Origin of the sequence: Streptomyces sp. NPDC005899, assembly GCF_040629645.1 — a bacterium.
In the GTDB taxonomy this organism is placed as follows: Bacteria; Actinomycetota; Actinomycetes; order Streptomycetales; family Streptomycetaceae; genus Streptomyces.
Genome location: NZ_JBEXWB010000102.1, coordinates 1 through 17,526, shown reverse-complemented (window position 1 = coordinate 17,526; position 17,526 = coordinate 1). Strand labels below are relative to the sequence as shown.

The 17,526-nt window shown below is 72.9% G+C and carries 19 protein-coding genes; 7 read left to right on the top strand and 12 right to left on the bottom strand.

Annotated elements, in window-relative coordinates:
- Window positions 1-15: 15 nt before the first annotated feature.
- Window positions 16-765: an SDR family oxidoreductase gene (locus ABZ371_RS14605; protein WP_358678475.1), complete on the bottom strand. Its 750-nt coding sequence runs from the start codon at window positions 763-765 to the stop codon at window positions 16-18.
- Between the two features lie 170 nt (window positions 766-935).
- On the opposite strand from ABZ371_RS14605, the gene ABZ371_RS14600 reads away from it, so the two are divergent.
- The gene (locus tag ABZ371_RS14600) at window positions 936-1,433 is read left to right on the top strand and encodes a GNAT family N-acetyltransferase (RefSeq protein WP_358678472.1); all 498 of its coding nucleotides are present in this window, start codon (window positions 936-938) and stop codon (window positions 1,431-1,433) included.
- Window positions 1,434-1,705: 272 nt separating this feature from the next.
- Here the strand turns inward: ABZ371_RS14600 and ABZ371_RS14595 are convergent, their stop codons facing one another.
- Both ABZ371_RS14595 and ABZ371_RS14590 read right to left on the bottom strand, forming a co-directional pair.
- Entirely contained in the window at window positions 1,706-2,485 is a 780-nt protein-coding gene (locus tag ABZ371_RS14595) for a CbtA family protein (protein ID WP_358678470.1), read from the bottom strand.
- 27 nt (window positions 2,486-2,512) lie between these two features.
- On the bottom strand, window positions 2,513-2,728 hold the full coding sequence (locus ABZ371_RS14590) for a CbtB-domain containing protein (protein ID WP_358678467.1): 216 nt from the start codon (window positions 2,726-2,728) through the stop codon (window positions 2,513-2,515).
- Window positions 2,729-2,999: 271 nt separating this feature from the next.
- Here ABZ371_RS14590 and ABZ371_RS14585 point away from each other — a divergent pair, with 271 nt between their 5' ends.
- The gene (locus tag ABZ371_RS14585; RefSeq protein ID WP_358678464.1) at window positions 3,000-3,605 is read left to right on the top strand and encodes a histidine phosphatase family protein; all 606 of its coding nucleotides are present in this window, start codon (window positions 3,000-3,002) and stop codon (window positions 3,603-3,605) included.
- 17 nt (window positions 3,606-3,622) lie between these two features.
- Here ABZ371_RS14585 and ABZ371_RS14580 read toward each other — a convergent pair whose 3' ends face one another.
- Window positions 3,623-4,285: a 4'-phosphopantetheinyl transferase superfamily protein gene (locus ABZ371_RS14580; protein ID WP_358678461.1), complete on the bottom strand. Its 663-nt coding sequence runs from the start codon at window positions 4,283-4,285 to the stop codon at window positions 3,623-3,625.
- Complete coding sequence (locus tag ABZ371_RS14575) at window positions 4,282-5,199, bottom strand: metallophosphoesterase (protein ID WP_358678458.1); 918 nt, start codon at window positions 5,197-5,199, stop codon at window positions 4,282-4,284. The genes ABZ371_RS14580 and ABZ371_RS14575 overlap by 4 nt, the downstream gene beginning before the upstream one ends.
- A gap of 571 nt (window positions 5,200-5,770) precedes the next feature.
- Here ABZ371_RS14575 and ABZ371_RS14570 point away from each other — a divergent pair.
- Window positions 5,771-6,049, top strand: a complete 279-nt coding sequence (locus ABZ371_RS14570) for a GlsB/YeaQ/YmgE family stress response membrane protein (RefSeq protein ID WP_358678456.1) — start codon at window positions 5,771-5,773, stop codon at window positions 6,047-6,049.
- Window positions 6,050-6,176: 127 nt separating this feature from the next.
- On the opposite strand, the gene ABZ371_RS14565 is transcribed toward ABZ371_RS14570, so the two are convergent.
- From ABZ371_RS14565 to ABZ371_RS14555, 3 genes are all read right to left on the bottom strand, one after another.
- Window positions 6,177-6,611 carry a VOC family protein gene (locus ABZ371_RS14565; RefSeq protein ID WP_358678453.1) on the bottom strand — a complete coding sequence of 145 codons (435 nt, stop codon included), beginning with the start codon at window positions 6,609-6,611 and terminating at the stop codon, window positions 6,177-6,179.
- Between the two features lie 287 nt (window positions 6,612-6,898).
- Window positions 6,899-7,381: a hypothetical protein gene (locus tag ABZ371_RS14560; protein WP_358678451.1), complete on the bottom strand. Its 483-nt coding sequence runs from the start codon at window positions 7,379-7,381 to the stop codon at window positions 6,899-6,901.
- Between the two features lie 100 nt (window positions 7,382-7,481).
- Window positions 7,482-8,444 (bottom strand): YihY/virulence factor BrkB family protein, encoded by a 963-nt coding sequence (locus ABZ371_RS14555; RefSeq protein WP_358678449.1) that lies wholly within the window; start codon window positions 8,442-8,444, stop codon window positions 7,482-7,484.
- 577 nt (window positions 8,445-9,021) lie between these two features.
- On the opposite strand from ABZ371_RS14555, the gene ABZ371_RS14550 reads away from it, so the two are divergent.
- A complete protein-coding gene (locus ABZ371_RS14550) occupies window positions 9,022-11,844 on the top strand; it encodes a PQQ-dependent sugar dehydrogenase (protein WP_358678446.1) in 2,823 nt (940 codons plus the stop codon).
- On the top strand, window positions 11,841-13,598 hold the full coding sequence (locus tag ABZ371_RS14545) for a ThuA domain-containing protein (RefSeq protein WP_358678443.1): 1,758 nt from the start codon (window positions 11,841-11,843) through the stop codon (window positions 13,596-13,598). The genes ABZ371_RS14550 and ABZ371_RS14545 overlap by 4 nt, the downstream gene beginning before the upstream one ends.
- Window positions 13,599-14,009: 411 nt before the next feature.
- On the opposite strand, the gene ABZ371_RS14540 is transcribed toward ABZ371_RS14545, so the two are convergent.
- Genes ABZ371_RS14540 through ABZ371_RS14525 form a run of 4 tightly spaced genes read right to left on the bottom strand, consistent with a single transcriptional unit; the run spans window position 14,010 to window position 15,422 of the window.
- Window positions 14,010-14,276, bottom strand: coding sequence for a DUF4235 domain-containing protein (locus ABZ371_RS14540; RefSeq protein WP_358678441.1), 267 nt, complete (start codon window positions 14,274-14,276; stop codon window positions 14,010-14,012).
- Window positions 14,273-14,752 carry a DUF3618 domain-containing protein gene (locus ABZ371_RS14535; protein ID WP_358678438.1) on the bottom strand — a complete coding sequence of 160 codons (480 nt, stop codon included), beginning with the start codon at window positions 14,750-14,752 and terminating at the stop codon, window positions 14,273-14,275. Before ABZ371_RS14535 ends, ABZ371_RS14540 begins: the two co-directional genes overlap by 4 nt.
- Window positions 14,749-15,162, bottom strand: coding sequence for a phage holin family protein (locus tag ABZ371_RS14530; protein WP_358678436.1), 414 nt, complete (start codon window positions 15,160-15,162; stop codon window positions 14,749-14,751). Before ABZ371_RS14530 ends, ABZ371_RS14535 begins: the two co-directional genes overlap by 4 nt.
- Window positions 15,159-15,422 carry a hypothetical protein gene (locus ABZ371_RS14525; protein ID WP_358678433.1) on the bottom strand — a complete coding sequence of 88 codons (264 nt, stop codon included), beginning with the start codon at window positions 15,420-15,422 and terminating at the stop codon, window positions 15,159-15,161. The genes ABZ371_RS14530 and ABZ371_RS14525 overlap by 4 nt, the downstream gene beginning before the upstream one ends.
- Window positions 15,423-15,833: 411 nt before the next feature.
- Between ABZ371_RS14525 and ABZ371_RS14520 the strand changes: the two genes are divergently transcribed.
- Together ABZ371_RS14520 and ABZ371_RS14515 are read left to right on the top strand one after the other, a co-directional pair.
- The gene (locus ABZ371_RS14520; protein WP_358678430.1) at window positions 15,834-16,283 is read left to right on the top strand and encodes a universal stress protein; all 450 of its coding nucleotides are present in this window, start codon (window positions 15,834-15,836) and stop codon (window positions 16,281-16,283) included.
- Window positions 16,280-17,383 carry an adenylate cyclase regulatory domain-containing protein gene (locus ABZ371_RS14515; RefSeq protein WP_358678428.1) on the top strand — a complete coding sequence of 368 codons (1,104 nt, stop codon included), beginning with the start codon at window positions 16,280-16,282 and terminating at the stop codon, window positions 17,381-17,383. The genes ABZ371_RS14520 and ABZ371_RS14515 overlap by 4 nt, the downstream gene beginning before the upstream one ends.
- Window positions 17,384-17,526 lie beyond the last annotated feature (143 nt).

The window sequence follows — 17,526 nt, the reverse complement described above, 5'->3', positions numbered from 1 at the left end:
CACCGGCCGCGGGCGTCAGACGATGCCGCCGTTGGCCCGCAGCACCTGGCCGTTGACCCAGCGGGCCGGACCGGCGAGGAAGGAGACGACCTCGGCGATGTCCTGCGGCTCGCCGAGCCGTTCCAGCGGGGGCTGCGCGGCCATCCTCGCGATGGTCTCCTCGTCCTTGCCGTCCAGGAACAGGGCGGTGGCGGTCGGCCCGGGCGCGACGGCGTTGACCGTGATGTCCCGGCCGCGGACCTCCCGGGCGAGGACGGGTGTCATGGCCTCCACCGCCCCCTTGGTGGCCGCGTAGGCGCTGTAACCGGGTAGGGCCAGCCCCAGGACCGAGCTGGAGAAGTTGATGATCGCTCCCCCGTCACGCAGGCGGCGCACCGCCTGCTGACCGACGACGAACGTGCCCCGCACGTTGGTGCGCTGCATGCGGTCGAAGGCGTCCAGATCGAAGTCCGCCAGCGGCGCCAGCGTCATGATCCCCGCGGCGTGGACGACCACGTCGACGCCCCCGAAAGCCTCCTCGGCCGCGTCGAAGAGGGCGGCCACGGCCGACTCGTCGGCGACGTCCGCACGGTGGGCGAGGGCCTCCCCGCCCCCAGCCGTGATGGCGGCCACCGCCGCCTCGGCCTCGGTCCTGTTGCCCGCGTAGTTGACCACGACCGCGCATCCGTCCGCCGCCAGCCGTTCGGCGCTCGCCCGTCCGATACCCCGCGACCCCCCGGTGACGACAGCCACCCTGCGCGAGGTGGCGGTGCGCTGCTCACTCATGACGTTCCTCCTGGACGGACGGGGCGGTGCCGCCTCCGCGGACCCGTTACGCCTCTACGTTAACACCAGCATGTTAACGATGCTAATGCGTGACACTTATCAGCGATACGGGGTAACTCGCGGACTATTACGGGTGCGTCTCCCCCGCCCCGGGTGGTACTCCGGCTGCCATGGACAACCTTGTGACACGCCGTCTGATCCTGCATCCGCTGACCGCCGCCGCAGCCGAGGCCGTGGAGCGCGGATGCGCGGACGGCCCTCCGCCCGGAGCACGGTGGGCGCCGGGCTACCCGACCGCCGGCGACCGGGCCGCCGTCCGCCGGTACCTGGAGGCCTGCACCGGGCCCGGCGGCGCACAGCCGTTCGGCCCCTACGAGATACGCCGCCGCTCGGACGGGCTGGCGATCGGCGGCGTGGGCTTCCACGGCGGGCCGGACGCCACCGGCCGGGTCACCGTCGGCTTCGGCCTGGTCCGCTCGGCGCGCGGCCTGGGTTACGCCTCCGAGGCGCTGAGAGCCCTACTGAGCCTCGCCCGCTCGGAGGGAGTGACCGCGGTGACCGGCGACGCCGAACTCGACAACATCGGGTCGCAGCGCGTGATGACGTCGGTGGGCATGCGACTGGTCGCGTCCGGCTACCGGCTGAGGCACTACCGCCTCGAATGGTGACGCACTACCGCCTCGAATGGCGCGCCGCCACTCCCCCGGCCGGGGACGGCACGGCGGCCGGCCCGGTGTCGCCGGAGGGAGCGGGCCGGGAACGATGATGCCGCCGGCCGGGCGGCCCACGGAGGGGGACCCCGGACGCGGGCACCACCACACGAACGACCCAGGCCGCGCGCGGCCTGACACCGCACGCGGACAGTACGCGGGAGTGGACCCCCCGCCCGTTCCGGGGGGGTCCACTCCTCAGCCGGCTCCGCCGCAGCGGCGCGCGACCGTCAGTGCACGGACCCCGCGCCGACCCCCGCTCCGCGTGGCGCCGCATGGCCGGTCGCGGCCGCACCGGCCAGCAGGCGCTCCGTGAGGTAGCCGAGGACGAGCCCGAAGGCGGCCCAGAACGTCACCTGGACGGCGAGGGTGGACAGCCGGAACTGCCACAGCAGACTGGCCGGGAAGTCGGCGCCCACCTCGTCGAAGGAGGGCAGGAAGGCGTAGGCGAGGCCGATCACCAGGACGTAGCCCGCGCCGGCGGCGATGGACGCGTTCCAGTTGCCGAGCCGCTGCGCGAGATGTCTGCCGGTGAGGACGGCCGCCACCGCCAGCAGCACGCTGAGCGCGATCATCAGGAAGAACAGTCCCGTGCGCTGCCCGATCGTGTCGGGGTCGCCGACGGCCGGCGGGTTGGCCGGGTACTTGAGGAACGGCACGACGTACACCGTGAGGAGGGCGGCTCCGGCGATCAGTGCCGCCGTGGCCCTGGGGCCGAAGGCGCCGATCCGCCCGAGGGCGTAGCAGAGGACGAGCGCGGCGATGCCGCCGACCGCGACGCCGAACACGAGGATGCCGGTGGCGAGGCCGCCGGTGGCCTGCATCGTGCGGCTGACCAGTTCCTCGCCGTGTTCATGGGTGTGGGTGTGGGCGTGTGACTCCTCCAGCGCGATGGCGGCGTCCACCCGGGACTCGCCGAGGAAGTAGGCCACGGCGAGAGCGAGTGCTCCGGCGACGAGGCCCGCGATCATGCCGCGGACGAGCAGGGCACGGACCGATACGGAGTTCATGAGACGTTCCCCTGGATCCCCGAATCCTCAGTGGCAGGGGAAGCCGAGAAGGTGACGGCCGTCGTGGACCCATTCGTGCACGGCCTCGCCCGAGATGACCGCGGTGGCGCCCTGTTCGGCGCCGACGAAGTAGAGCAGGACGAGCATGAGGATCCCGAAGAAGACGGCCCAGGGGGCGATGGCCTTCGCCGAGATGGGCGTGATGACGGGTGCGGCGGTGGTGGGGGCGGCAGACTGAGCCATGGCAGAACCTCCTGCGGGAACACGCGTCCCTGTCGTGGTGCCTGAGACGAAGGAGCCGGGTCTGACTTCCCGTAGCGATACGGGTACACAGTGGCGCGACCGTGCCGGACTCTCACCGGACTTCCGTCACACCTTCGTCGTGGTTGCCGTGACCATACCGCCTACCGCTCCGCCCCCGCCACGGTGCGTGGGCGGCCACCACCCCCGGCGCGGTCCGTGGTCCCATGGGTGACGGCCTGTGAGGCCGCTGGTCAGGGAGGGGAGCCAGGGAATGGCGGTTCGGGTGATGTTGATCGCACCGGCCATGAACGCCGGTGTACGGGAGGCGCGCTTCGCCCATGACGCCCCGTTGGACGAGGCCGGGATACGCGGAGCCGCCGCGGCTGCCGCGGCCGGGAGGGTACCGGACGCCGACCGGTATGCGCACGGCTCCTCCGGGCCGTGCAGGTGGACGGCCGAAGCCCTCGGCGTCCCCGCCCGCCCGGAAGTCACCCTCGCGGACTGGGACATGGGCCGGTGGAGCGGGCAGCGGCTGTCCGAGGTCGGGGCCGCCGAGCCGGACGCGCTGTCCGCCTGGCTGACCGACCCTTCGGCCGCCCCGCACGGGGGCGAGTCCCTGCTCGGCCTGGCCGCCCGTGTGGGCGGCTTCCTCGAGGCGGCCGCCGCGGAGGCGGTGGGCGGGCCGGAGTCACCGGCCCGCGCCGGGAGCCGGGTGCTGGCCGTCGTGGAGCCGGCCGTGGTGCGCGCCGCGGTCGTCCACGCCCTGGCGCTTCCGGTCACGGCCTTCTGGCGGCTGGACGTCGCGCCGCTGAGTCTCACCGAGCTCAGCGGGCGCACCGGGCGGTGGAACCTGCGCTGCGGCCGGCCCCTCGGCTGAGGCCCGCGGCCGCCGCCTCACACTGCCGGTAGCACGATCGCGGTCACCGCGAAGCCGCCGTCCACCAGCCATCGTCCCCTCAGCGACGTCGGTACCACCGGGTCCGTGCGCAGCAGTTCGGCGGTGAAGGAGCCCTCGGCGGTGGTTCCCGGATCCAGGTGGAAGGTGATGTCGGCCTCGCTGAAGTCGAGTTCCGTCAGGGTGAGCGGGTACCACACCTTGAAGACGCTCTCCTTGGCGCAGAACAGCAGCCGATCCCAGTGGGGCGTGGTTCCGCCGGCCGCCGGGTAGGTCCGGGCCCGCTCCGACGGCAGCGATATCACCTCCCACACGTCGGGCGGAAGCGGCTCGTTCGGCTCGGCGTCGATGCCCAGCCCCCTGGCCTCGGACGCCCGGGCGAGCACCGCCGCGCGGTAACCGGCACAGTGCGTCATGCTGCCGACGCATCCCACGGGCCACAACGGCATGCCTCGCCGGCCGCGCAGGACCGGGGCCGGGGGTATCCCGAGGGCCGCCATGGCACGCCGCGCACAGCCGCGCGCCGCCGCGAACTCGTGCCTGCGCTTGGGCACACTCGTGGCGACGAGTGCCTCCTCCTCCGGGTAGAGGGTTCCCGCGGGGGCGTCGGTCTCGTGGGTGTCCGCGCTCGCGACGTACGGGGGGAGCAGTCGTTCGATCACGGTGCCTCACCTGCCGGAGTCTCGGGCCGCTCCCCGGGCCGCTCCTCCTCGTACGGAAGGATCTGCCGCAGCAGGCCGCGGGGGTGGCCGCGCTTGCGCCACTCCCTGGGGTAGCCGATCGAGACCTCCTCGAAGCGCACGCCGTCGTGCCACGTCGTGCGCGGGATGTGCAGGTGGCCGTAGACGGCGGCCGTCACGTTGAAGCGGCGGTGCCAGTCGGCGGTGAGTTCCGTGCCGCACCACTGGGCGAACTCCGGGTACCACATGATGGAGGTGGGCTCGCGCAGCAGCGGCCAGTGGCTCACCAGGACGAGCGGGACGGCTGGATCGTGCGCGGCCAGGCGCTGTTCGGTCCGGGCCACCCGCGCCCGGCACCAGTCGTCCCGGGTCGGGTAGGGGTCGGGGTGGAGGAGGTATTCGTCCGTGCAGACGACGCCCGCCTCGTGGGCGGCGGCGAGCGACTCCTCCTTGGTCGCCGTCCCGGGCACGCGGAACGTGTAGTCGTACAGCAGGAACAGCGGGGCCACGGCCACGGGGCCGTCCGGCCCGTGCCAGAGGGGGTAGGGGTCCTCGGGTGTCGTGACGCCCAGCTCAGCGCACACCTGGACGAGGTGCTCGTACCGCGCTTGCCCGCGCAGCCGTACCGGGTCGCGTTCCACCGTCCACAGCTCGTGGTTGCCCGGGGTCCACACCACGTGGGCGAAGCGCCCCGCGAGCAGTTCGAGTGTCCGCTCGACCTCCCCGGCCTGTTCGGCCACGTCCCCCGCGACGATGAGCCAGTCCTCGTCGGACGACGGGTGCAGGCTGTCGGCGAGGGGACGGTTGTCGGCGATGCCGACGTGGAGGTCGCTGACGGCCAGGAGCCGGCCCTGCCCCCGCGCCGGTCGAGGGACGGAGCCGCTCTGTGATCGCATCGTTCGAATCTACCGTCCCGGTGGGGTGTGCCACGGCGGTTTCCGGGCGACGTGTCGGCCTCCCGCCGGTGGCCGAGCGGGGCCGTCGGGTGGGAGTCGTGCTCGCTCGCCCACCGGATCCCCCGGTCGAACAGTCGAAAAGTCGAGTAGGCGAGTAGACGAGAAGTCGAACAGAGTGGCCGCGCACGCCGGCCCGGGTTCCGCTCCGGCGACGGGTGCGCGACGCCTCGGGCGTGCGTCCCGGTTCCGCGACGGAGCCGAGGAGTGCGCTGCCGGCTCCGGGGCCGGCTCCTCCGGGAGCGCCGGGTGCACCGCGCGGCCTGCGCCTCCTCCGCGCCACGCGAGGACCGTCCGGGACCTCTTCCCCGGTCCAGCGGCGGCCGGGCCGTCACGCACCTCACGCGACACCGTCCGCCGCTCCCGCCCCGTACGGCTCCCGGTCCGTCCGGCCCGCCCCCGCCACCCCATCCCCTCCCGGGAGCCGGTGCTGAAAAAAGGGTGTTTGAAAGTGGCCGAGCGGTGCAGACGATCCCTTGACATCGTCTTTATGCGAAGAGGTAGGAGAGGCATCATGGGCATCATCGCCTGGATTTTCATCGGACTGCTCGCGGGCCTCATTGCCAAGGCGCTCATGCCGGGCAAGGACCCGGGCGGCATCATCATCACCATGCTGATCGGCATCGCGGGTGGCCTTCTCGGGGGCTGGCTCGGCAAGGTGATCTTCGGCGTCGACTCCATCGACGGCTTCTTCGACCTGTCCACGTGGATCGCGGCCATCGTCGGCTCCGTCATACTCCTCGCCCTCTACCGCCTCGTCACCGGTAACCGTCACTCCCACCGCCACGCCTGATCCGGCGTCCCGCGGACCTCACACCGTACGGAACGGCTGCTCTCCCACCGGAGCGCGGCCGTTCCGTACGTGTGTGGGCCGGAGGCGTGAGTGTGAGCAGCAGGCGGCGTACGCCGGTGACCGCGCGTCAGCGCCGGGACGGTGTCGTCGGGTGGCCGGCACCCCGGCACGGCCCCGGTGGGTCAGCAGCGGGGGGAGAGGTGGCCCGTGCGGTCCGCGCTCGGCAGGGAGCGCCGCCGAAACCGCTCTCGTTGCCCTCGGGGTCCTGGTACGTCACCTTGCGCACGCCGTGTGCGTAGGTCTCCCGCCTCGCGGGCTCCAGGCCACGGTCGGCGATCCCGGCGACGAGGGCGTCGAGGTCGTCGACGAAGACGGTGTGCAGGGCGTGACCGGCGTGCTCGGGCGGGTGTTCGACGAATACGGACCGGTGCTCGGCCAGCTCCCACACGGCCTCGGTGTCACTCGCCACGAAGGTGGGCGGCGAGCCGAACAGACGCTCGTACCAAGCCATCGCCACGGGGAGGTCGGCGACGCAGATGCCTGCGAAGAGGTCGACGGACACGGTGCGATGGTAGGTGCGGAACCCGTGGGTCTCGCCACCGGTTCCCACTCCGCCCGTGTCGGCCGATGCTCCTGGTGGCCTTTCCCAGGGACGGTGCCCGTCGTCGATGCGGCCTGACGCCGCTCGACGCGCTGCCGCCCCGGGTCCCTCAGGGACCCGGGGCGGCAGGCCGTACAGGCCTGATCCCTCGTGCGTGCCCCGAACGGCGCGGGACCGGCCGACCCGTCGGGTGCCACGAGCACGGTCGGCCCGGCCCCGCGAGGGGCGCCGGGGCGGATCCGGTGACGTCAGGCGGTCCCGTGGGCACACCGGGCGCCCTTCGCCTGCCTCGGCACCCGCATCCGGCGCATGAGGTCACGCGTCACACGCCGGTCCAGCGTGGTCCGCCACACGACTCCCGGGTGCCGGGCGCGCAGATGGGACAGCGCCCTGGTGCCCAGCCCGCTGTGATGGAACTGCTTCTCGATGAGCACGTCGGTGATGACCCCCTCCGCGCAGGAAGCGCAGAGGCGGAACGTCACCTGGCCGACCACCTTGCGCACGTGGACGAGGAGCAGGCACTGCGCCTCGTCGCTCCCCCGCCCCTGCGCCTGCACCAGCTCCACCTCCCGGTAGGCCAGTAGGCGCCGGTGCCAGGCGCCTCTGCGGCGTCTGCGCAACCGGTGGCGTCCCGCGCCACCGCGGGGCGGCAGGCTCTCAGCGGCATGGGCCCCGCGCAGTGGCATGCCGAGGAGTGAGTGGGGGGCGGGCTGTGCGTGGCTTCCCTGCATGACTCGCGCCTGCCCCGCCTGCGCCGCCCGATGCCTTCGGGTGCCGGCGGACCGGGTCCGCCGCCCCCCATGGCCCGGTCCGGCCCGTTCACCGGGCGCGTCAGGGGCCGGAACCGGGGTCCGGGTGCACGGGGTCGGTGATACCCGCCCTGGCAGCCTCCAGCTGGGCGGCGAACGCGATGCCGAGGAAGAGGACGACGCCGGTCAGATTGGCCCAGAGCAGCAGCGCCACGAAGGCGGTCAGCGGCCCGTACACGGCGCCGAACGATCCGCTCTTGGCGACGTACGCCGCCAGCAGCCAGGTGGCCGCGACCCACAGCACCAGGTGGACGGCGGAGCCGAAGGCCAGCCACGTGTACCCCGGCTGCACCCGCCGGGGCGACCAGCGGAAGATCACGGCGGAGGCCAGTCCGGCGAGGACCGTGCCGACGGGCACTTCCAGGACGCCCCACCAGCGGAGCCAGGACCGGGACCAGCCGAGGGCCTGCACCACCGAGTCCCCGACGGCCTGGCCGGCGACCATGACGAGGAACCCGAGCATCAGCGGCAGTCCCGCGGCGACCGCCAGCAGCAGGCTGCGACCGTACTTGGCGAGGAAGGGGCGGTCGCGCTCGATGCCGTAGATGCGGTTGCAGCCGCGCTCGATCTGGCCCATCGCCGAGGCGAGGTTGAGCAGGGCGAAGCCGAGGCCCAGCCACATGGCGAGCGCCCCCGAGGTGGACCCGGCGCTGCGGCGGGTGTCCCGCAGCGCCCCCTGTACGAGTTCGACGCTGGCACCGGGGGCGATCCGTCCCAGCGTCAGCTCGATGACGCGGGCGATGCTTTCGGTGTGCACGGTCGTGGCGACGCCCACCAGCGCGATCACGAAGGGGACCATGCCGACGACCACCTGGAACCCGAGGGACCTCGCGTAGCTGAACCCGTCGGCGTACCGGAACCGCGTGAACGCGTCGAGCAGGAGTTTTCGCCCGCCGTAGTGGCGCAGCGCGCTGAGCGCCTCGTCCCCCGACAGCTCCGCTCCGATCATGTCCCGCGTCTGCGGTACATGGACGACCGTCCCCATGCGACCTCTTCTCCGACTGTCCGCTCTGCTGCCCCTACCCTGTCCGCACACTAGTTCGCAGATCGGAGGCCGGGCCACCGGCGGACCGGCCCGCCCGCGTGAGCGGCGGTGGTCCGGGGGCGCGGGTGGTTCCTCGCAACCGGTGCTGTCGCACGGCGGCGGGCGACCCGCCGGGCCGGCCGGGCGCACGGCGCGCCTACCCACGACCGGCGGCCGCGAACCCGCCGGTGGCCCGTTCGGCCGGAGAGGGCGGGCGCCGCCCCGCCCTCTCGCCCTCCGAGCGGCGGACCATCGCTGACAGCGCGTCAGCCGGCTGCGCCGCACGGCGGTCGGCCCCGTCCGGGAATTCGTCCCGCGTGATCACGGCTCCCACCTCGTCCCTTTGTCCCGCTACTGGAGGAAGTAGCGACCGGGTGCGTCAAAGGGGTATCTGGCCGGGGCGAAAGCCATTACCTTCCTGATCTGAACCGGACGACACGGGCCGGGTGCCCTCCCCTCCCCCTGTGGGCACCCGTCCCCCGGCGCGACGGCGCGCGCCTGTGCTCCACCCCGATCCCGTCCCCCACGGAGGATTCGCGTGCACAGGAGACCCACCCGGCCCCTCGCGGCGCTCGTCTGCGCTCTGCTCGTCGCCGCGGGCGCCCTCACCGCCCAGCAAGCACCGGCCGAGGCCGCACCCGCGGCTGCCGACGTGTTCCAGCAGGTCACCCTGGCCAAGGGCGTGGCCGAGACCGGTGAGCCCATGACGCTCGCCGTGCTGCCCGACAGATCTGTCCTGCACACCTCACGGGACGGCACCCTGCGTCTCACGGACGCCGCCGGCACCACCAAGGTGGCCGGCCGGCTGGACGTCTACGCACACGACGAGGAGGGCCTCCAGGGCGTCGGGGTGGATCCGGGCTTCACCACCAACCGCTTCGTCTACCTCTACTACGCCCCGAAGCTGTCGACCCCGGCGGGAGACGCCCCCGCGGGCGGCTCCGCGGCCGACTTCACACCGTTCGACGGCGTCAACCGGCTCTCGCGGTTCGTCCTGAGGACCGACGGGACCCTGGACAACGCCAGCGAGAAGAAGGTCCTCGACGTCCCCGCGAGCCGTGGCCTGTGCTGCCACGTCGGCGGCGACATCGACTTCGACGGGCAGGGCAACCTGTACCTGTCCACCGGCGACGACAGCAACCCCTTCGCCTCCGACGGCTTCTCACCCCTGGACGAGCGGCCCGACCGCAACCCCGCCTACGACGCCCAGCGGTCGGCGGGCAACACCAACGACCTGCGCGGCAAGGTGCTGCGCATCAAGGTCGGTGCCGACGGCGGATACACCGTCCCGTCGGGCAACCTCTTCCCGCCGGGCACCGCGCGGACCCGGCCCGAGATCTACGCGATGGGCTTCCGCAACCCCTTCCGGATGAGCGTCGACAAGGCCACCGGCATCGTGTACCTGGGTGACTACGGTCCCGACGCGGGCACGGCGAGCACCTCCCGGGGGCCGGCGGGACAGGTCGAGTTCAACCGGATCACCAAGGCCGGCAACTTCGGCTGGCCCTACTGCACCGGCAGGAACAACGCCTACGTGGACTACGACTTCGCCACGTCGGCGTCCGGGGCCGCCTTCTCCTGCACCGCCCCCAGGAACACCTCGCCGCGCAACACCGGCCTGACCGACCTGCCCCCGGCCCAGCCGGCCTGGATCCCGTACGACGGCGGCTCGGTACCGGAGTTCGGCAACGGCTCGGAGTCCCCCATGGGCGGCCCCGTGTACCGCTACGACGCCGCCTCCACCTCCACGGTCAAGTTCCCCGCGAGCTTCGACGGTGACTTCTTCGCCGGCGAGTTCGGGCGCAAGTGGATCAAGCGCGTCGAGCAGGGAACCGACGGAGCCGTGCAGTCGATCAACGCCTTCCCGTGGCAGGGCACGCAGATCATGGACATGTCCTTCGGTCCGGACGGCGCCCTGTACGTCCTCGACTACGGCACCGGCTACTTCAACGGCGACGCCAACAGCGCGCTCTACCGCATCGAGAACGTCACCGGGGGCCGCTCGCCGCTGGCCAAGGCCGCCGCGGACCGGACCTCGGGCAAGGCGCCCCTCACCGTCCAGTTCTCCTCCTCCGGCAGCTCGGACCCCGACGGGGACCCCCTGAGCTACGCCTGGAAGTTCGGCGACGGCACCACCTCGACCGCGGCCAACCCCTCGCACACCTACACCACCAACGGCCGTTACACGGCGGAGCTGACGCTGTCCGACGGGACCGGGAACACCGCGACGGCCTCGGTCATCGTCACCGTCGGCAACACCGCGCCCACCGTCAGCCTGGAGCTCCCGGCCGACGGCGCCGTCATCGACCCCGGCACCGCGGTGCCCTTCAGGGTCACCGTCACCGATCCGGAGGACGGCACGGTCGACTGCTCCAGGGTCAAGGTCACCTTCATCATCGGCCACGACAGCCACGGCCACCCGCAGACATCCGCCACCGGCTGTTCCGGCACCGTGCAGACCATCGCCGACGGCGAACACGACCCCAACGCCAACATCTTCGGTGTCTGGGACGCCGAGTACACGGACAAGGGCGCGAACGGACAGCCCGCCCTGACCACCCACGACCAGAACGTCAGCCAGGGCAGCAAGCGCCAGGCCGAGCACTACGGGGACTCCGCGGGCGTGTCGGTCATCGACAAGGCTGCGGCGAACGGCGGCAGGACGGTCGGCACCATCGACAACGGCGACTGGATCTCCTTCACGCCCTACCTGCTGGCCAACGCCACCTCACTGACCGCGAGGGTCTCCTCCGGCGGCAGTGGCGGCACTCTGGAGGTACGTGCCGGCTCCCCCACCGGCACCCTGCTGGGCTCCGCGGCCGTCCCCGTCACCGGGGGCTGGGAGACCTTCCGGGACGTGTCCGCGAACCTCACCGGCCGCCCCGCCACGACCACCACCCTGTACCTCGTCTTCAAGGGCGGCAGCGGGTCCCTCTTCGACGTCGACGACTTCACCCTGACCACCACCGCGACGCCCGCCCGGAGCGGCCGCATCGCGGGCTTCGGCGGGAAGTGCGTCGACGTCGCGAACGGGGCGGACGCCGACGGCACCCAGATCCAGCTCTGGACCTGCAATCAGTCGGCTGCCCAGACGTGGACGGCCGGCACCGACCAGACACTGCGCGCACTGGGCAAGTGCATGGACGTCCAAGGCGGCGGCACGGCCGACGGCACGAAGATCCAGCTCTACGGCTGCAACGGCACCACCGCCCAGAAATGGGTCCCGCAGACCGACGGCACCCTGAAGAACCCCCAGTCCGGCAAGTGCCTCGACGCCTCCGGCGTCTCCTCCGCCGACGGCACCAGACTCCACCTGTGGACCTGCCTCGCCGCCGACAACCAGAAGTGGATCCTGCCATGAGCGGACGTCTCCTGCGCCTCGCCTCCCGGGCGGTCTGCGGCCTGCTCTGCGCCACCGCCCTGCCCTTGACCGCCGCCGCTGCCGACGCCCCCGGGCCCGTCCCCTCCACCCGCCCGGCCGCGGCCGCCGCGGACCCCGCGTACGACGTGCTGGTCTTCTCCAGGACCGCCGGGTTCCGCCACTCCTCCATCGACGAGGGACTGACCGCCCTGCGCGAACTGGGGGCGGCCCACGGCTTCACCGTCACGGCGACCGAGGACCCCGGCGCCTTCACCCCGGCCAACCTGGCCGGTTACGAGAGCGTGGTCTTCCTCTCCACCACCGGTGACGTCCTCGACGCCGCCCAGCAGACCGCCTTCGAGGGCTACATCGCGGCGGGTGGCGGCTACGTCGGCATCCACGCGGCGGCCGACACGGAATACGACTGGAGCTGGTACGCGGGCCTGGCCGGCGCCCTGTTCCAGTCCCATCCGGCGATCCAGCCGGCCACGGTCCGGGTGGAGGACCGCGCGCACGACGCCACCGCCCACCTCGGCCCTTCCTGGCAGCGGACCGACGAGTGGTACAACTACCGCGCCAACCCGCGTACGACCGCCCATGTGCTGGCCTCCCTCGACGAGTCGAGCTACAGCGGCGGCTCCATGGGCGGCGACCACCCCATCGCCTGGTGCAAGGACTACCAGGGGGGACGCGCGTTCTACACGGGTGGCGGCCACACGGAGGAGTCCTACACCGACCCGGCGTTCCGCCGCCATCTGCTCGGCGGCATCCGCTGGTCCGCCGGCGCCACGGAGGCCGACTGCCGGCCGGAGACCGGCTACACCACGCTGTTCGGGACCTCGGGCACGGCCGGATGGAAGCAGGCCGGGCCGGGCTCCTTCACGCACGCGGACTCCACCCTCACCTCACAGGGCGGCCTCGGCATGCTGTGGTACCAGGCCAAGGAGTACGGGGCGTACTCCCTGAAGCTCGACTGGCGCCAGGCCGGAGACGACAACTCCGGCGTCCTGTTGGGCTTCCCGGCCTCCGACGACCCGTGGTCGGCCGTCGGCAACGGGTACGAGATCCAGATCGACGCCACGGACTCCCCGGACCGCACCACGGGCTCCGTGTACGGCTTCAGGTCCGCCGACCTGGCGGCCCGGGACAGCGCCCTCAATCCTCCCGGCGAGTGGAACACCTACGAGATCCGCGTCGAGGGCGAGCGCCTGCGGGTCTTCCTCAACGGGACCCAGATCAACGACTTCACCAACACCGACCCCGCCCGCAGTCTCCAGCAGGGGCACATCGGCCTGCAGAACCACGGCGACGGCGACGAGGTGTCCTTCCGCAACGTCCGCATCAAGGAACTCGGAGGCACCACGGGCCCCAGGGTGGGCGCCATCACGGGCATCGGCGGCAAGTGCGTCGACGTCGCGAACGGGGCGAACGCCGACGGCACCCAGATCCAGCTCTGGACCTGCAACCGGTCGGCTGCCCAGACGTGGACGGCCGGCACCGACCAGACACTGCGCGCACTGGGCAAGTGCATGGACGTCCAAGGCGGCGCCACGGCCGACGGCACGAAGATCCAGCTCTACGGCTGCAACGGCACCACCGCCCAGAAATGGGTGCCCCAGACCGACGGCACCCTGAAGAACCCCCAGTCCGGCAAGTGCCTCGACGCCTCCGGCGTCTCCTCCGCCGACGGCACCAGACTCCACCTGTGGACCTGCCACACGGGGGTCAACCAGAAGTGGGTCATGCCGGGTTGAGCACGTCGGTGACTCCGTCGTCACCGCGGGAGGCGGTGCCGGCGGAACCGGCCGCGGTAACGGGCCGGTGACGGCGGCGGGCGTGGCGCCGAAGCGCCCGCCGCCGTTCCCCGTCCCCGGGAAGGACCATGGGAAGGAGGAGGGGGCGTGGTCGTGCCGGGAACGACCGCGGGGGGCTTCGCCACCGGCCGCCGCCCGGCCCCCAGTGGCATACGCAGGACCACTGACCACGCAAGACCATCCGCATCCGTGCCCGATCCCGGCGCGTCGGCCCGGGCCGTCGGCCCACGAGGGGCGCGTGGCTCCGCCGGAGGGCGAAGGCGAACCCGGGGCCGACCGGGCGGCGCCGGCCCGCCCGGCCGGACGGGATCGGCGCCGCCTGACGGTCGGCCCCGGCCGGGTACCCGTCGGTCAGCCCGGCCAGCTACCCGTCGTACGTCGCATGGCAACGGCGCCGGAACGGTCCACCGCGGCCTTGACCACGGCGAAGATGGCGCCCTGGACAGCGGCGGCGAGCAGGACCTGGCGCCAGGAACGGTCCTCGTCCAAGGCGTCGGGCGCGTCGCCCTCACCCTCGATGACCTTCCACGTCTGCTTGAACACGGCACTGGCGATCATGCCGCTCACCGCACCGAGCCCGAAGCCGACCGGCTTGTAGAGGATGCTCGACGCCTTCATCGGCGTCCCCGGCCCCGGCGCACCAGGAGGAAGACGGTGAGCAGGGCACCGCCCGCGAGCAGGGGGGTGCGCTTGGAGCGTGCGGCAGAGGCGGCGCGGTTTGCCGCGTCGCGCAGCGGTCCGGGGGCCCGGTCCGCCGCGAACCGTCCCGCCCGGGTGGCGGTCGCCCGCACCTGGGCGGCGGCCTGGGCCGACTTCTCCAGCAGGGGATCGGGGGTCCTGTCCTTGACGAGCCGCGTGGCCTGCTCCGCCTTCTCACGGACCTGGCCGGCCACCACGGTGGCCTTCTCGGAGGCCTGCTCCTTCGCGGCGGCCGCCTTCTCCTTCGCCTGTGACTTCACGTCGGCCTTGGCGGCCAGCGCTTCGACGGTCCGCCCGAGTTCGTCGCGGGTCTGCTCGACCTGCTCGCGCAGCCCTTCCGGGTCGGAGGCGTCGGGCACGGGGGTGCCTATGTTGGTCCGGGATTCTTCATTCATCGGTGTGCCTTCTCCTTGATCTCGGCCAGATCGGCCTTGACGCTGTCGACGGTCTGCTCGGGGGCGGGCGAGCCGGCCTCCGCGATCTGCTTCTTCCCGGCCGCTGCGGCCACGGCGGCCGCTGCCGCCAGCACCGCGGTGACGACGAGGGCGGACGCCCACACCGGCAGGACCAGGGCGAGGGCCGCGATACAGGTCGCGATCAGAGCCTGGGCCGCCAGGACGCCGACGAGGCCCGCTGTGCCGAAGAGGCCTCCGCCCTTCCCGTAGCGCTTGCCCTTCTGGGCCATTTCGGCCCGTGCCAGCCGCATCTCCTCGCGGACCAGCTCCGACATCTGTTGCGAGGCGCGCGAGACCAGCACGCTCACCGACTCGTCGGTGGCGTGGGTCTGCCGCTCTGCCGTACTCATGGCTGGTTCACCTTGCCTTCCTCGGTCTGTCGGAAACATCGGCCGCCGCAGGACGTCCGACGGACGGTCAGCCGCACGGCAGCGAAGCCGTGCAAGGGGTCCTGGACGGCGCCGTGCCGCGTGGGGCGTTCGCGCGCCGTCGAGGCAGTACGCAGGTCCCATGGGGTGTCCGGCGCGGTGAAGGCCCGTCCCGGGCCGGAGTGACCGGCGCGATGCGACAGCGCCCGGCGGACCGGCACGGCCTTCAGCGGCTCCCGCATGACGAACCCCTCCTCACGGCGTGTTCTCGGTGATGTGTCGGCTCGACTACCCCGCAACCGAGCGGACACCCATTCCGGCCGTAACGGACTTCGCCCGGCCGGCACGAGATTCGGGTCGCGCAGCGGGCCTGCCGGCACCGAAGGGTCGGAGGGAGGGGAGCTTCCCGCGGCCTCGTACCGGCCACCCGACCGTTCGTCGTCGTCGGCGGCGGCGGTCCGGGCTCGGTGACGGCGCCACGGCCGCGCCACGGTCCGTCCCGGGTCGGGCCGGTGCGCCCGAGGCGTGCCGCCGTGCCCGGGTCCGCCGACCGGGGCCCGATGGCCCCGGGCCGTGCGGCGCGCCCTTGCCTCACGGGCCGACCGCATCTAATTTACTCCACAGTAAGCTTACTTCTAAGTAAGGAGGTTGCCATGGTCGCCTACCGCACCGTCATGGTCGGCACGGACGGCTCGGAGTCGTCGTTGGCAGCGGTCGACGGGGCGGCCCGGCTCGCCGCCGTCTGCGGGGCCGAACTCGTGATCGCCTGCGCGTACGTGCCGATGCGCGGGACCGAACTCTCGTTGGCCCAGGACCAGCTGGGAGCCGAGGCCTACCAGGTGGTGGGCTCGGCGCCCGCCGAGGAGACCCTGCGCACCGCCAGGGACCGCGCCCGCGCGCAGGGGGCGGCCGACGTGCGGTCGGTCGCCGTGCAGGACGAACCGGTCGCCGCGCTGACCGGGGTCGCCCGGGAGTGTTCCGCCGACCTCCTGGTGGTGGGCAACCGGGGGCTGCGCTCGCTCGCCGGCCGCATCCTCGGCTCCGTGCCCGCGGACATCGCCCGGAAGGCGGACCTCGACGTGCTGATCGTGCACACCACGTGAGCGCCGACGAGGCGGCGCCCCCGCCCGGTCCCGACGAGCCGCGGGTAACCGTCGAGGAGGCGCTCCTCGGTGGCGGCCGCGTCTGGACGAGGCGGGACATCGCGGAACGGTCCGGGGTGGACCCCCAGCGTACGGCGCGGATCTGGCGCGCCCTGGGGTTCCCGGTGGCCGACGACGGCGCCCGGGTGTTCACGGACGCGGACGTGGAGGCACTGCGCGCGGGTGAACGTCTCATCGAGGCCGGTCTCATCACCGAGGAGAGCGAGACGATGATGGCACGCGCCCTCGGGCACCATCTGTCCCGGCTCGCCGAGTGGCAGGTGCACACCCTCTGGGCCTGGTTGCACCGGGCCCCGGGCGTCCCCCCGCAGGACGACGAGCTGACGGGCCGGGCCGCGGCACTGCTTCCGGAGATCGAGCTGCTGCAACGCCACGTGTGGCGCCGTCACCTCGCGGCGTACACCGGGCAGGTGCTCGCCGAGGCTCGGAAGGACGCGCTCGCCGGACCGGAGGGCCCGGGATCCACGGCACACGGGCCGGGGGGAAGCGCGGCGAACGGCCCCGTCCCCACCGGCGGCGGTGCCGACGTCCGGTACCGGGCCGTGGGGTTCACCGACATGGTCGGTTACACGCGGATGACCCGCGGACTGGACAACACCGAACTCGCCCGGGTGCTCGACCGGTTCGAGACCCTGACCGGCGACGTGGTCGCCGACGGCCGGGGCCGGGTGGTGAAGACCATCGGTGACGAGGTGCTCTTCGTGTGCGAGTCGGCTTCCTCGGCCGCCGACACGGCGCTCGAACTCACCGCCCGCACCCAGGCGGAACGGGGGCTGCCGCAGGTGCGGACCGGGCTCGCCCGAGGAGCCGTCCTCAGCCGCTTCGGCGACGTCTACGGGGCCGCGGTGAACATCGCCGCCCGCCTGACGGCGGTGGCCCGCCCCGGGACCGTGCTGGTCGACACGGAGTTCGCCGGGGAACTGGCGGGCATGGCGGCGTACGACCTCAAGCCGCTGCGCCCGGTGTCGGTGCGCGGGTACAGCAGGCTGCGACCGGTGCTCCTGCGGCCGCCGCGGCGTGGGGCGGCACCGCGGCGATAGGGACCCGCCGTTCCCCGGAGCGCCGGCTCACCGTCGGCCGCGACCGCCCACGCCGGCCGGCACGGCGGTGGGGGCCCCGCTCGCGGCGGCTCCGTGCGGGGTGCCCGCCGGCGCTCCTGCCGGCGCCGAGCCGCCCACCCCCG